Origin of the sequence: Vibrio salinus (assembly GCF_021272385.1) — a bacterium.
GTDB classification, from domain to species: Bacteria; Pseudomonadota; Gammaproteobacteria; order Enterobacterales; family Vibrionaceae; genus Vibrio; species Vibrio salinus.
In genome coordinates, this window is record NZ_JAJSDZ010000007.1 from 99,161 (window position 1) to 112,935 (window position 13,775).

At 41.5% G+C, this 13,775-nt stretch carries 15 protein-coding genes and 1 pseudogene; 7 read left to right on the forward strand and 9 right to left on the reverse strand.

Translation table 11 applies throughout. The features are described 5' to 3' along the window. Window positions 1-19: 19 nt before the first annotated feature. Complete coding sequence (rsmD, locus tag LRQ06_RS06250; protein ID WP_232765558.1) at window positions 20-616, forward strand: 16S rRNA (guanine(966)-N(2))-methyltransferase RsmD; 597 nt, start codon at window positions 20-22, stop codon at window positions 614-616. 36 nt (window positions 617-652) lie between these two features. After that, window positions 653-881: pseudogene (locus tag LRQ06_RS06255) on the forward strand (inorganic diphosphatase); the annotation flags it as partial. A 91-nt stretch (window positions 882-972) separates the two neighbouring features. On the opposite strand, the gene LRQ06_RS06260 reads toward LRQ06_RS06255, so the two are convergent. The 4 genes from LRQ06_RS06260 to LRQ06_RS06275 all read right to left on the reverse strand — a co-directional run bounded on the left by LRQ06_RS06260 (window position 973) and on the right by LRQ06_RS06275 (window position 3,796). After that, a complete protein-coding gene (locus LRQ06_RS06260) occupies window positions 973-1,356 on the reverse strand; it encodes a DUF2799 domain-containing protein (RefSeq protein WP_232765559.1) in 384 nt (127 codons plus the stop codon). 273 nt (window positions 1,357-1,629) lie between these two features. Continuing rightward, on the reverse strand, window positions 1,630-2,223 hold the full coding sequence (locus tag LRQ06_RS06265; RefSeq protein WP_232765560.1) for a YhgN family NAAT transporter: 594 nt from the start codon (window positions 2,221-2,223) through the stop codon (window positions 1,630-1,632). A gap of 920 nt (window positions 2,224-3,143) precedes the next feature. Beyond that, window positions 3,144-3,515 carry a DUF4145 domain-containing protein gene (locus tag LRQ06_RS06270; RefSeq protein WP_232765561.1) on the reverse strand — a complete coding sequence of 124 codons (372 nt, stop codon included), beginning with the start codon at window positions 3,513-3,515 and terminating at the stop codon, window positions 3,144-3,146. A gap of 20 nt (window positions 3,516-3,535) precedes the next feature. Then, window positions 3,536-3,796, reverse strand: coding sequence for an acyltransferase family protein (locus tag LRQ06_RS06275; protein WP_373054811.1), 261 nt, complete (start codon window positions 3,794-3,796; stop codon window positions 3,536-3,538). 147 nt (window positions 3,797-3,943) lie between these two features. On the opposite strand from LRQ06_RS06275, the gene LRQ06_RS06280 reads away from it, so the two are divergent. Further along, window positions 3,944-4,417 (forward strand): Dps family protein, encoded by a 474-nt coding sequence (locus LRQ06_RS06280; RefSeq protein WP_232765562.1) that lies wholly within the window; start codon window positions 3,944-3,946, stop codon window positions 4,415-4,417. Between the two features lie 75 nt (window positions 4,418-4,492). Here LRQ06_RS06280 and arsJ read toward each other — a convergent pair whose 3' ends face one another. The 5 genes from arsJ to LRQ06_RS06305 form a co-directional block, all read right to left on the reverse strand. Then, window positions 4,493-5,692: an organoarsenical effux MFS transporter ArsJ gene (gene arsJ, locus LRQ06_RS06285; protein ID WP_232765563.1), complete on the reverse strand. Its 1,200-nt coding sequence runs from the start codon at window positions 5,690-5,692 to the stop codon at window positions 4,493-4,495. Between the two features lie 78 nt (window positions 5,693-5,770). After that, a complete protein-coding gene (locus LRQ06_RS06290) occupies window positions 5,771-6,265 on the reverse strand; it encodes a phosphatase domain-containing putative toxin (RefSeq protein WP_232765564.1) in 495 nt (164 codons plus the stop codon). Between the two features lie 13 nt (window positions 6,266-6,278). Then, window positions 6,279-7,280 (reverse strand): ArsJ-associated glyceraldehyde-3-phosphate dehydrogenase, encoded by a 1,002-nt coding sequence (locus LRQ06_RS06295; RefSeq protein WP_232765565.1) that lies wholly within the window; start codon window positions 7,278-7,280, stop codon window positions 6,279-6,281. 12 nt (window positions 7,281-7,292) lie between these two features. Continuing rightward, the gene (locus LRQ06_RS06300) at window positions 7,293-7,628 is read right to left on the reverse strand and encodes a metalloregulator ArsR/SmtB family transcription factor (RefSeq protein WP_232765566.1); all 336 of its coding nucleotides are present in this window, start codon (window positions 7,626-7,628) and stop codon (window positions 7,293-7,295) included. Window positions 7,629-7,750: 122 nt separating this feature from the next. Beyond that, entirely contained in the window at window positions 7,751-8,980 is a 1,230-nt protein-coding gene (locus tag LRQ06_RS06305; protein WP_232765567.1) for an EAL and HDOD domain-containing protein, read from the reverse strand. 241 nt (window positions 8,981-9,221) lie between these two features. On the opposite strand from LRQ06_RS06305, the gene LRQ06_RS06310 reads away from it, so the two are divergent. The 4 genes from LRQ06_RS06310 to LRQ06_RS06325 all read left to right on the forward strand — a co-directional run bounded on the left by LRQ06_RS06310 (window position 9,222) and on the right by LRQ06_RS06325 (window position 13,774). Next, window positions 9,222-10,211 carry an alpha/beta fold hydrolase gene (locus LRQ06_RS06310; RefSeq protein WP_232765568.1) on the forward strand — a complete coding sequence of 330 codons (990 nt, stop codon included), beginning with the start codon at window positions 9,222-9,224 and terminating at the stop codon, window positions 10,209-10,211. Window positions 10,212-10,326: 115 nt separating this feature from the next. Continuing rightward, entirely contained in the window at window positions 10,327-11,151 is an 825-nt protein-coding gene (locus LRQ06_RS06315; RefSeq protein WP_232765569.1) for a Cof-type HAD-IIB family hydrolase, read from the forward strand. Between the two features lie 172 nt (window positions 11,152-11,323). After that, window positions 11,324-12,931, forward strand: coding sequence for an enterochelin esterase (fes, locus tag LRQ06_RS06320; protein ID WP_232765570.1), 1,608 nt, complete (start codon window positions 11,324-11,326; stop codon window positions 12,929-12,931). A gap of 129 nt (window positions 12,932-13,060) precedes the next feature. Then, the gene (locus LRQ06_RS06325; RefSeq protein ID WP_232765571.1) at window positions 13,061-13,774 is read left to right on the forward strand and encodes a COG3650 family protein; all 714 of its coding nucleotides are present in this window, start codon (window positions 13,061-13,063) and stop codon (window positions 13,772-13,774) included. The last annotated feature ends 1 nt before the right edge of the window (window position 13,775 follow it).

Sequence of the window (13,775 nt, forward strand, 5' to 3'; positions counted from 1 at the left end):
TATTTGCAGGCAAAAAATCATGGTAAAACGACGACCTAAAAGCTCATCACAAAAACGCACAGCTTCCGGATTCGTCAGAATCATCAGTGGCCTGTGGCGGGGAAGAAAACTTCCCGTTTACGATGTCGAAGGACTGCGACCCACGACCGACCGGGTAAAGGAAACCGTATTTAACTGGATAGCTCAGGATGTCCCCATGTCTTCCTGCCTGGATTTATTCTCCGGTTCAGGCTCGCTCGGATTTGAAGCCGCATCCCGACAGGCAAAAAATGTTGTCATGATTGAGCTGGATAAACAAGTAGCGAACCAACTCAAGACAAACGCAAGCACGCTAAAAGCTGAAAATATTGACATCATTAATGCCAATGCACTCTCGTTTTTAGAACAGCCCGCCACACCATTTGATATGGTATTTATCGATCCACCTTTTAGAAAAGCGTTAATTGAACAGGTCATCTCCCGTCTTGAAACGGATCAATGGTTATCTCATGACGCTTTGATTTATATCGAAAGTGAAAAAGACTGGCCAACGAATAGTATCCCATCTCACTGGCATCTCTATAAAGAAAAATTTGCCGGACAGGTAGCATTCCGGCTATACCAGCGCCAATGTTGATTCTTATCACATTGGCAGTCAGCAATAATTTCCCAGCGATATCCACTTGTGCCTGGGTCAGTGATTCGCTGTCTGCCTGGCGGTGTATTGAAAATGACCGATAACTCTGGCGAAGATGCAAAAATTGTTGCTGTTCCTCACAGGAAGCTCAATAAAGAATATGATCATATTCAGGACGTAAACTTATCCTCCTGAATTGCTGAAAGCACAGATCACGCATTTCTTTGAACATTATAAAGAACTTGAATCGGGTAAATGGGTTAAAGCCACGTCATCGACCTGATACGTGGCTTTATTCTCACACAATATGTATTCTCAGCAACATGCTCTCAATACCTAGTCCTGTTTATGAATACTTAGTCATAATCAGACTCAGACATATTCGAACCGGTACTGAAATCATCATCCCACTGACCTTGTTGGTAAGCAGACCGGAATTCAGGTTTCAATCCATCACACACACCATGGTAAGGCCGTTGCATTTGACCTAATTTGTAAGCATCCTGCTCACAATAAACTTTGATACCTTGTTCATAACCTTGTGTATACATACTATACAATGATTCATCAATACCTTGCCCCGATTGTTCAATGTCAGTCATAGATGCTTTGACAAACCCTTGTAGGCCCTGAAGGTGACCATATTCTTTCCAGTCTTCCTGACTTGAGGCAGTTGGGTACGACTGAGCACTGCATCCGGCCAGACCTGTAAGCAATAAAACTACACATAACTTTTTCATCGTAAATCCCCTAAGCTAAGTAAGTATTGATAGTATAGATATTACTTATGTATACATCATTCGGGTAAATGTAAAACTTCGAAAAGATATGTCATTCTTTGCAAAGTAAGTCTGCCAACGTCAGGGGATAGCATTGATCAATGAGATACGGGAGCTCCAGCGCTTCCAAGATGAAACGTTCTTAGCTGAACATGATGGCTAAGATAGTATTTTAATGATTAACAATAAAAGTGCTGCCACTTTATCTGACTGATTACCACTTCCAGAAATCATTTAGTTAGCAAGTGAAATATAGCTTTTTATACCATCTAAGAACATTTGAGTGGACACCATAACGAGTAGCAACCCCATTAGTCTTTCAACCGCTTTTAAACCTCTCTCTCCCAATATTTTCAGAAAGAACCCGTAGAACATCAAAATAACAAAAGTACCAAACCAGGCCAGTAAGACAGAAATCGATAACTCGACCAGATGATCCGGATATTGAGAAGACAATAATAATAATGTCGCAATTAAAGAAGGACCGGCAATCATTGGAATGGCCATTGGTACAATAAAAGGCTCTTCACCAACAGCAAGACCGGTAATGGAACCGGCACTGGGAAAGATCATCTTAATCGCAATGATGAATAAAATTAACCCGCCAGAGATACTCAACGTTTCAGGCTGAACGTGTAAAAATCCAAGGATGTTTCTACCGGCAAAAAGAAACAGCATCAGAACAATCAAAGCACAAACCAACTCACGGATAAGAACCACCCGACGCCTTTTCGGATCAAGGTGTTTCAAAATGGACAGCACAACAGGCAGGTTACCCAAGGGATCCATAATGAGAAACATCAAAGTCGCAGAAGATACAATATCCAATACACACTACTCCAGGGAAACGGACTCTTAATACAAAAATCAAGTATATCAATCCACTCAATGGTTATCGACACGAGCCGGATACAAAATTTTTCTTTCTAGCCCATTAACTTCGATTGTCAATCATATGCTAAAAAAGCGGTATATCAGGGCTGATGGCATAAATTTTCGACAGGCGATGAAAAAAAACACACCAATCATCACATATACATCATTCGTCAGAAAAATCGCAAAAAGACAATTAAAGTTTAAATAGCAAACGTTTACCTATCATAAAAACCAAGCAAAGAGGGAAAAATAATAAATATAAGATAATGATTTTAAATATATTTTTTTAAATTTTCTTTTGTTAACAACACCAAGGAACATTGTCATAAAAATAAAAGACAAATAAACAGTTTCTTATATATATGGCAGGTAAGATATTCATCTTAAAGAATAAATTGTTCACTATCCAGACAACTAAAAATCAACACCTTTACTTTTATACAAAAAAAAACAAACTGACGGACATATTACAAAAAATTGACAGTCATAAAAATGACACATAAATTTAACATAAATAATTTATTGAATATAAAGAAATTTATTTCAAGTTTCTTACTAAAAACACTTATACCCTCTCTGTAAAAAACTATATTTCTAATGCTAAAAAAGCCTTTTTACCTCGGTTTAACAAAAAGAAATCTTATTCTTTTGAAGAAAATATTGACAATAGGTTGATCAACACTCAAAAGTAATGTTATTCTTATTTCATACGGTAAAGAATAGAAAGGAGCAGTGTTATGATCACTTCATCTCAAAAGCAAGGTCTGGTTATGATCGCGGTAATCTTTGGCTTAATGACACTGCCAATGTTTTACTAAGATAATAAAATAAAACAAAAAAGGACGCCTCGGCGTCCTTTTTTGTTGGAAAGTCTATTTAAAAAAATGTGGCTCAAGATATTCCCAGTGAATGTAATAAAAAAGTAACGATGCAATCGTCATCACCATCATCAAAAAAAAGGCAAAACGCCAGATAAAACGGTTACTCCTTGGCGCCAGCTTAAACATGCACTCGTCATACACCTTAAGAAAATCACGCTTATTCTCCAACTTAAAGGAATCTTCATGTACGGCCTTATTGCGAATCGTTGCAATGAATCTCAACTGACGAACAACATCATGAGGTAGGCGTTCTTCACAACTGGATATTAGCTGATGCATACCCTGACCTTCTGCGTGATATCTGTCTTTCAGTAATTGTTCCAATTTTCTGGATCGGACAACAATCGTTTCAATATCTGACATAACACCTCTCCCAGATGCTGTTAAATACAAACCGAGCGATAAGCAAGATAAGGCACTAACCATGCGGTTATCCTAAAACGGGATAAAAACCAACTTAATCCTAAAGCACCACCTGTACTAATTATAAGCCATAATGGAATGATCCATATCGGATGTGCATGATATGCTTCAAAATTTTGCATTGGCCAAAGAAAAATGGGATGTAACAAATAAATTCCTAAGCTATATCGGCTAATAATGCATGCCAGTTCACGTTTAAACGGAGACAGGACAGATTTCATTATCTTCCACTCCGACGATGTTTCTCATTCCCAATGGCTAAAAGATAGGTAATACCTATTGATTTAATCGTTTTAATCCAATTTTATTTAACAACAATATCCGTAATATAGTCCCTGTAGATTCTGAACAAACAACGGAGAAACATCATGGCTAAAAATATAATTGGATTAGACAAATCCGACAGTCAAAAATTATCGGATTCCCTGAACAACCTACTGGCAAACTATCAGGTGTTCTATATGAATGTCCGGGGGTATCACTGGAATATCAAAGGCCCGACCTTTTTTGAACTTCACATGAAATTCGAAGAGATCTATAACGAATTGCAAACCAACATTGATGAACTGGCAGAGCGGATCTTAACTCTGGGAGCGATGCCGGATCATAGTTTTTCTCACTATCTGGCGGTTTCAGAGATAAAAGAACACACCGAAGCAACAGAAGCAACCGAAACGGTCACCGGACTTGTTGAAGGATTCAGCACCTTAGTTTCTCAACAAAGGGCCGTTCTTGAACTTGCCGGCGACGCCAGCGATGAAGGAACCGCTGCACAAATGAGCGATTACATCCGGGCACAGGAAAAACACATCTGGATGTTTAATGCGTGGCTTCAAAAATAAGCGCAGGACTCTGTTGTGACAGGAATAGCAAGGACACCAGACGGTATCCTTGCTTGTCTGGGGACACAAAAAATATTAATGATGAACGTAATGAGGCAACTTCAGAGAGATCAATACAGTCATGATTAAAAAGGCCAGAGAAACCCACAAACAGGCAGCAAACCCTGACACCTGAAACACCCAACCGGATAAAACCGTCCCGATTAATCTTCCCATAGCATTGGCCATATAGTAAAACCCAACATCCAGCGACGCACCGTCTTCTTTTGCATAACTGACAATCAGATAGGAATGCAACGATGAATTGACGGCAAAGGCAGCACCAAACGCAAGCAGTCCGACCACAATAACAGTTTGGGGATGCCACTGATACTCGACGCCAACCGCAACACCAGCCATAATGACAACCAGTACAGCAGCCCAGAGCGTTGCAACAAACCCATTAGGAACCTTACCGGAGCGTTTACCAGTCAGGCTTGGCGCAAATCCCTGAACCACCCCATAGCCAATAACCCAAATGGCCATAAAGCCGCCTACCCAATAGTAATCCCAGTCAAATACCGTTCCGAGATAAATAGGTAAAGCAACAACAAACCAGACATCACGTGCACCAAAAAGAAATAGACGGGCAGCAGCCAATACATTGATCGATGGCGATTTTGAAAAAATATCCTGAAATTTAGGTTTACTCTTAGCTTTGCCCAGATCCTGATCCAGCCAGATAAGGCTTCCGAGAAACACCAGAAGTAGCACGCCTGCCATTACAAACATCGAATACTGAAACCCAATCGTTGAAAGCAGAACCCCTCCCAGAAAAAAACCAGCGCCTTTTAACGCATTTTTCGAACCGGTTAAAATAGCAATCCACTTATAGAGCACGCCTTGCTGATCACTGGCAACCAGTCCCTTAATAGAACTTTTGGCACTCATCTTATTCAAATCTTTCGCTATTCCGGAAAGTGCCTGAGCAATCATTACCCATATAACGGTTAACCAGGAGCCGGGAACCGCCAGCATAAGAAGAGCCAAAACCTGAATAGCCAAACCAATGTTCATAGTCCGGTTTAAGCCCAGTCTTGCTCCCAGCCAGCCTCCTATCAAGTTAGTAACCACACCGAAAAATTCATAAAATAAAAACAGAGAAGCTATCGCAAGAGTGTCATAACCTAACTGGTGGAAATACAGAACCACTAACATCCGCAAAGCCCCGTCTGTTAGTGTGAAGTTCCAGTAGTTAAACGTAACTACCATGTACTGACGAATTGATCTATCCATTTGAAAACCATCGAATTATGATTATTTTGATCGCTTGGTAAGCTTTGGGATCATCATGATCCCAAAGCTTGTTAATGATCACTTCCCAGCGATACCCGAAAGATAATTTCTCTGCACTTCTTTTGAAAAAGCATTTGGCCTTAACTGCTTAACTTCATTGATAATGACTTCCACAGGCCACTCTAATTCAAGCAATACTCTCCCTGCCAGAAGCCCTGTCCGCCCGGATCCCCCCATGCAATGCAAAGCCACTTTGCCTTCACGCAATTTGCTGACGATTTCAGCGCCCAGACTCTGCCATTTTCGTTCAAAACTGTCATCAGGCACTGAGTCATCCTCAACTGGAAGATGAAACCAATGAATTCCCTGCTGCTGAACACTTTCTCCGAACCCTGTAAGCGATACTTTCTCGAATTCCTCATCTGTTATTGCTGAAACAATGGCAACAACCCCCTGCTCAGATAACTGAGTAAGGGTTTGTTTAAGATCCGGTCCTTTTGTCCCCGGACAAGGCATTAATATCAGACCGGAGTCCTGCACTGATAATTCCCACGTTGGGTGTACATTTACCATATTCCGTATCCCCTTACGCCAGACCAACTTTCCGGATTAATTCAGCCGTTCTCGTGGCATAACCCATTTCATTGTCATACCAGGCATAAATTTTAATCATTCGCTCATCGATAACCATCGTGGATAACGCATCGACAATCGTTGAACGCTGGTCCCCCCGGTAATCAATAGAAACTAATGGTTTCTCCTCATAACCAAGAATTCCTTTCAACCCGGTTTCTGATGCCGCTTTTAAAGCCGCATTGACTTCTTCAACACTGGTCTTTTTCGTTACATCAAACACAATGTCTGTCATTGACGCGTTGGCCAGAGGAACACGAACGGCATGCCCATTAATCTTACCGTGCAGTTCAGGGAAAATATCAATGATGGCTGAAGCACTCCCTGTTGTTGTTGGAATCAGGCTCATACCACAGGCTCTGGCACGACGAAAGTCTTTATGCGGTGCATCTAATATGGTTTGGGTATTTGTCAGATCATGAATAGTTGTAAACATCGACTTTTCGATACCAAACTGTTCGTGAATAACTTTAACAACCGGGGCAATACAATTCGTTGTACAGGACGCTGCCGTGACAATCTGATGAGTCTGCGCATCAAAAATATCATCATTGACACCCATGACGATGTTCGCCACACGGCTATCTTTAACTGGTGCCGAAACCACAACCCGCTTCACACCCTGATCAAGATATCGTTGAAGTAACTCAACTTTTCGGTGTACACCCGTCGACTCTAAAACCACATCACAATGAGACCAGTCCACATCCGAAATATTCCGCTCCTGAGTCACTGAAATCGGTTTACCCTCAATAATCATCTGACTGTCTGATGCAGTAATATTTTTATTCCAATGACCGTGAACAGAATCAAATTCAATCAGGTGTGCCAGCATCTCTGCACCACCTGCAACATCATTAATTTGCACAAATTCAATATCAGGCCAATCATAAGCAGCCCGAAAAGCCAAACGACCTATGCGTCCAAATCCGTTAATTCCTACTTTAATCGTCATGATCTGTCTCCGTTAACTGCAAGGGCGATCAGCCATTTGCGCTAATCGTTGCTTATCTGTTTCATATTCCCGGGCCAGGCAGTTCGACTCGGCCAACCCGTCAATCAGTTTTTCAATCCACCGGGGTAAATCAGAAGAAAGATGATAAAAAACCCACTTTCCCTGCCGAGCATCAACCAGCAATCCCGATTGCCTCAGTTGTGCAAGATGGCGGGAAATTTTAGGCTGACTTTCATTGAGCGCATGTGTCAGCTCACAGACACACAATTGCTTTTCTTTCGCAATAAGCAAAAGACAGCGAACCCGGGTCTCATCAGAAAGTAACTTAAATAATTTATGAGGTAGCACTCTTTCACCCTGACTTATATATGGATATACATATATGTTAGAGATAAAAAGCAAAGAATCAATACAGAAAGGAAATGTTTAATAAAAGTTTAATAATCTTTAAAAATAAATGATTCAGAACGTCAAAGCAAAGCTGCATTATTCTGACTCCAGCACTGGGCATCATAAAGATAGTGGGTCACATCTTCAGTTGACAAAGACAGCTCACCACAGAGAAATTCAATGTTTTCCCAGTCAGCGTTCTCAAAACTTTCCTGAATATCCAGCAGTTTACCGAGCTTACCAATATGGGACTCAAGAGCCAGTTTAATCTCAGTATCTAAAGGAAGTTCTGCAATTAAGACACTCATAGGAGAGTCAAGAAATGCATCCAGAATAGAAAAAAGGCCAATCAGAAATGCCTGTTCCCGGTATAAATTAAATATCGAATTTCTGGTCATCACCAGCTGGCAGAACTTCGCCCTCTGGATAGCAACATAATAAAGTTCTCTTGGTTTATTCACACTGATATAAGACGCAACCGTCAGAGAAACAAACATTTTTATCCGGTCTTCACCCAAATAAACTAATGCCTGCTTAAACGAGTTTAATTTCACATGCGGCCTTTCGGACATCGTATTCACGAAGTGCAACAATTTATAGGAGAGAGCCACATCCTGAGAAATGATTTTTTCAAGCCTTGAAAAGTTGACATCTTCTTTACTGAGTTCCTGAAATAAAGCCATCGCCGTCATTTGCTCAGGACCGACGTATTTTTGTTTAACCACTTCCGGCTTTTTAAAAAAGAAACCCTGAAAATACATAAAACCTGCTTTCTTCGCCTTCAGAAACTCCTCTTCCGTTTCCACTTTCTCTGCCAGAAAACGATTCTTACAGTGATTTTCTAATTGTTTACGAACAAATTGACAAGCCCGGTCAATTCCCCAGTCCATAATATCAATCTTGATAACATGAGCATAAGGAATAAACCGCTCCCAGCGTTTATCGTAAACAAAATCATCTAAGGCAATAAGATACCCATTACGATAAAGCTCCCTGATGGCTTCAAATAATTCATCGGTTGGTTTACAGGTTTCCAGAACCTCAATGACAATGGATTGTTTCGGTAAAGAGAAAGGTAAGCGCCTGATTAGGCTGGCATAGGGAAAATTAATAAAGCATCGGGAATAATCAAGATTCGGATTATGCCCAATTGTCATAAAATTTTCGACGATCAAACGGTAGGTTGCCCGATCAGAACTGATATTATCGGGAAATGAGTTTTCTTCACCATCCCGAAATAACAATTCATAACCAAGAGTAATCAATTTTTTATTCAGAATCGGCTGTCTTGCGACATAAGTATATTCCATGCCTATTCCTTTATCATTTATGATACCCAACCAACCGATGCATCATACTCAGTGAATATTCAGCGACATTAATAAGTATCATGTATATATTTCAAGATGCCACTAATTTACACATAATACGGACCCGATACGTCATTATTCCGTTAAACATAAAATACCGTCGCCTGGCTGATGAGTCATTGTAATTTCAAATAACTGCTTTAACCTATACGGGTCATTTTTTTCATCAAAGCCTAAGCTCATGCAAGACCATTTGCCTCAGTATCAATTATATACTTCAGAAAAAGACGCCAACCAAATCATTAACCGGGATATTGAGAGATTCTGGGAGAATATGGCATTTGGTACAGTCCGGACTAGGGATAAAAAAACGCTTCGCTGGTGCAAATGTATTGATGCAAACCATTCAAAATCCCTGTTAATCATCAATGGCAGAGTCGAGAGTATTGAAAAATACCGTGAACTGTTCTTCGAATTGTTTAATCAGGGTTATGACATTTACTCTTATGATCACCGGGGACAAGGATTATCTTCCCGCCTGACTTCTGATCCTCAGATGGGCTATGTTGACTGGTTTAATGATTACACTGACGATCTGCATTGTATCATTCAGCATTTTAATTTTAATGAACATTCGGATGTTGCCATCCTGGCTCATTCCATGGGGGGAGCCATCGCATTAAGGTACCTGCAGTCTTACCCTTCTATCTTTAAAGCATTAATACTGACCAGCCCAATGCTTGGTTTTACTATGCCGTGGTATTTACGCCCGGTTGCCATGTTTTATGCGCAGATACGGAGCGGTTTGTCCTCCATACCCAAATACGTTAAAGGGTATGGCCCCTATACCAATACGCCGTTTAACAGCAATCCGCTCAGCCACAGTCAAACACGCTATCAATGTTATCGTCGGCTATATCTTAAAAAGCCGGAGTTGCAACTTGGCGGCCCGAGTTACCGGTGGGTATGGCAGTCTCTGATGGCAGTCAAACAATGCTATCTGATGACAAGACAAATTGACCTTCCGGTACTCGTTATGCAGGCAGGTAACGACCTTATCGTTGATAATTCGGCTCAGGATCGCTTCTTTTCTAAATTAAAACGCACGAACCCAAAGGCCAGACTGACCGTTATCAAAGAAGCTTATCATGAGTTATTCTTTGAAAGTGATAAATACCGGGATCAGGCATTAGCTAAAACTCTGGATTTTCTGCAGCAACATATGAAATAGCCGGCCATAAAAGAGGAAAAATAACTGGCCGATGTTTACCCTCTTTTCCCTATTTAATATTACTTACAATATAAACCAGTCAACACATCGGCATTAACACAGCTAAGAGAGAAACATGACTTCATCAGCCAAACGCTACAGTATCGTTGCTTCCGATTTAGACGGTACATTACTGAATCCGAACCATCAGCTAAGTGAATTCACAAAAGTCACTCTGAAAGAGTTGCACCAACAAGGGTATACTTTTGTTTTCGCAACCGGACGGCACCATGTTGATGTTGCAGGAATCCGTGAAATGACCGGTATTCCGGCATTTATGGTAACGTCTAACGGGGCTCGTGTTCATACGCCGGAAAACAAACTCCTTGTTAACCGGAATATACCTGCAAATCTGATTCAGGACATCATTGATACCCTAAAAGAGGAGGATGATATTTATGTCAATATCTATCAGAATGATGCCTGGTTTATAGATAAATACTGTGAGGAATTACACTCACTTCATCAGGAATCAGGCTTTATGTTTGATCTCTTTGATGCTTGTAAAGCCCCCACCGATGGCGTTGCAAAAATCTTCTTCATCCACCGCTATAAGAACCATGAACTCCTGGCAAAATATGAAACGTTGTTGAATGAGCGCTTCAATGGACTGATATCAGTTGCTTTCTCAACACCGTGGTGCCTTGAAGTGATGGAAGCGGGAACATCGAAGGGCATTGCTCTCAAAGTGGTCGCAGAATCGATGGAAAAATCGCTTCAGGATTGTATCGCCTTCGGTGATGGAATGAATGATGTCGAAATGCTATCCATGGCTCATAAAGGCGCACTCATGGGAACCGCACATGAAAAAGTGTTAACGGCCCTGCCAAATATCGAGCGGATCGGCAGTTCTTCCGACGATGCTGTTCCACACTACTTAAGAGAGCACTTACTCCGTTAGTTCAGAAAGTTAAATACAGATAGAGCCGAAGCTTCCGGCTCTATCTGTATTTAAGCATCATCGGTATTATTTCCCTCTCCCATTTCCTCAGTTTTTCTTTACCCGGTCGGTTCTGTCTGTATAATCCAAATCGAAAACGATATTAATAATTATTATCAATTGGATTGTAAAAATGAAGGGATTATCCGGCTTAATTATGACACTCATTGGCTTTAGTTCACCCACAGTAGTAAATGCAGAAAATGTCAGTAAAAGCATTCATGTCTCAGGTAAAGCGTCTGTTTCACTAGAAGTACAGGCTCCAGAGTATTTCCGGGGAAACATATCAAGTAATACCGCTCTCAAAAACATTACTCTCTCCGGCCCGGGAGACGATATAACCAAACAAATACTACGTACCGGTGAAAAAGAAACAGAAATCTTCTGGCTGGTGACCAAAAGTGGTAAATATATCTTTGATATCACGACACCAGGAGCCAAAACTGCAAAAGTTTCAATTCAGCTGCACTCATTGCCGCTCAAAAAAAATCAGTATGTCTCACCGGAACAAACTATCATCAGCCCACTTCTGAAAGAGACCACACAAAAAATACAGCAAGGGTTACCGCAAGCTGAGGAGCATTTTTGGAATGCGATTGAAGCAAAAGGTACTCCCCTGATTGAGAAGGACCAACAGCAAAAGAATACGGTTCTTATGACCTTCTTATACCGCGGAAACGCGAAGAATGTCCGGGTACTGGGCGCTCCTTACGATGGTCATGCTCACCTTTCAAAAATTCCCGGCAGTCGTATCTGGTTCAAATCCTACCGCATTCCGGATACCAGCCGTTTTTCTTATCGTATTGCCCCGGATGTCCCACAAATTGCAGAGAAAAACTGGGCAGAACAACGACGGGCCGTACTGGCAACCACTCAGCCAGATCCTCTCAATCATTTGCCCCGGTTCAGTCAGAATGACAACTTGTTTGGCGCCGCATCAACCGTAACCCTACCGAAAGCCCCAGACGACCACTATACACAAAATCTGAATCACCCCCGTGGTCAGGTAACGGAATACCACTACCAAAGTCAGGCTCTGAATAATACAAGAAAAATAAGCCTCTACCGGCCCAATAACCGTTATCCGGTGTCAGAATCATCGCCACTTCTGATTTTGTTTGACGGTGACGATTACCTGTCAAAAGTGCCCACTCCACTCATTCTGGACAACCTGATAGCCGAGAAGAAAATCCCACCGATGAGGGCAGTATTTATAAATACGCCGTCCCCCAGTATGCGTTCCAGAGAACTGCCTCCAAATCGCGCTTTTTCTGATTTCATGGCCAATGAATTCAAGCCCTGGCTCTGCCAAAAATTCTCTGTCTGCCCTACTGCCGGGAATACGATCCTATCCGGTTCCAGTTATGGGGGGCTGGCATCGATGTACATTGCATTCAGGCATCCGGAATCTTTCGGGAAAGTACTCAGCCAGTCAGGTTCGTTCTGGTGGTCTCCGGAAGCCAAGCAAAAAAATGGAACAAAGCCCCACAACTGGATTGCTGAGCAAGTTGCAAGCTCAGCCAAACAACCTGTTGACGTTTATCTGAATGCCGGTTTGTTCGAGACCAAACCCGACTTCGCCAACATTCTCGAAACAAACCGCACGTTATACAACACACTCAAAAATAAAGGCTATAAGGTTCATTTCACGGAAATAGCCGGCGGACATGACTATTTTAGCTGGCGGGTTATGCTGTCCGATGGGCTGATAAAGCTATTTCAATCTAACAGTCATCTATAAGTCTAAAAGTATTCAGAGCTGAAGGAAGAAATCATAATGCAGGCACATTAATCTCATTCCCGGCTCTGTTTTAATCCATCTGTATGCCATAATACAAGACACTACGGTGAATTAACGAACAAATAAAAAATGAAGCCATTTAAAATTCTAACGTTTTTATGTGCGTGCCTGTTGATGCAATCCTGCTCGTCTCCAGCCCAAAAGTACCAGCATTTAGTAGCATCCTCGCAACCCGTTAGTTATTTTAATGGACATCTTATTCTGGGGGCACAAACACAGTTATTTTCTCCCTGTGACAGTCAGATACAATATCAGATCTATTTTTCACAGGCTCAGCTTAAAAGGATACTTCCCCGTATCAGACACCCTTATGATGAACTGTATGTCGAACTGACAGGAAACCTGATTCCCCCCAGCCTAAGTGGATATAATGCGGACTACAGAGCAATATTAAAAACCGCACAGATTAACCGAATTCAGGAAGCCCGTAAGAGATGCTACCCGATACCGGAAAATGTATCGCAGAAATGGGTTGGCCATTATTCGGCACAATCCACAAAATCTGACATGGTGACTACGCTGGAATTACATCCAGACCACAGTGCCCGAACGACTTATCATCATAGTAGCCATAATGAATTACCTGTGGTTGAAAAAGGATACTGGCAAGCATTAGGAACCAATAAAGTTCAGGTTGTTATGACACTTTATCAACAACAATTTCTGATCACTGAACGGGTATTTACCAAAAAAGAAAACACTCTGTTTGCTGATAAAGAAAAAATCGGTCAGAAAGAGTACACCATCGCCCCTGATGGTCTTCTCCTGTTCCGGGAAAAATAAT

Bases quoted from the DNA above. Each gene is read 5' to 3' on its own strand.
- rsmD (WP_232765558.1), top strand. From the start codon at position 20: ATGGTAAAACGACGACCTAAAAGCTCATCACAAAAACGCACAGCTTCC.
- LRQ06_RS06260 (WP_232765559.1), bottom strand. From the start codon at position 1,356: ATGAAAAAGTTATGTGTAGTTTTATTGCTTACAGGTCTGGCCGGATGC.
- LRQ06_RS06270 (WP_232765561.1), bottom strand. From the start codon at position 3,515: ATGTCAGATATTGAAACGATTGTTGTCCGATCCAGAAAATTGGAACAA.
- LRQ06_RS06275 (WP_373054811.1), bottom strand. From the start codon at position 3,796: ATGAAATCTGTCCTGTCTCCGTTTAAACGTGAACTGGCATGCATTATT.
- LRQ06_RS06280 (WP_232765562.1), top strand. From the start codon at position 3,944: ATGGCTAAAAATATAATTGGATTAGACAAATCCGACAGTCAAAAATTA.
- arsJ (WP_232765563.1), bottom strand. From the start codon at position 5,692: ATGGATAGATCAATTCGTCAGTACATGGTAGTTACGTTTAACTACTGG.
- LRQ06_RS06290 (WP_232765564.1), bottom strand. From the start codon at position 6,265: ATGGTAAATGTACACCCAACGTGGGAATTATCAGTGCAGGACTCCGGT.
- LRQ06_RS06295 (WP_232765565.1), bottom strand. From the start codon at position 7,280: ATGACGATTAAAGTAGGAATTAACGGATTTGGACGCATAGGTCGTTTG.
- LRQ06_RS06305 (WP_232765567.1), bottom strand. From the start codon at position 8,980: ATGGAATATACTTATGTCGCAAGACAGCCGATTCTGAATAAAAAATTG.
- LRQ06_RS06310 (WP_232765568.1), top strand. From the start codon at position 9,222: ATGCAAGACCATTTGCCTCAGTATCAATTATATACTTCAGAAAAAGAC.
- LRQ06_RS06315 (WP_232765569.1), top strand. From the start codon at position 10,327: ATGACTTCATCAGCCAAACGCTACAGTATCGTTGCTTCCGATTTAGAC.
- fes (WP_232765570.1), top strand. From the start codon at position 11,324: ATGAAGGGATTATCCGGCTTAATTATGACACTCATTGGCTTTAGTTCA.
- LRQ06_RS06325 (WP_232765571.1), top strand. From the start codon at position 13,061: ATGAAGCCATTTAAAATTCTAACGTTTTTATGTGCGTGCCTGTTGATG.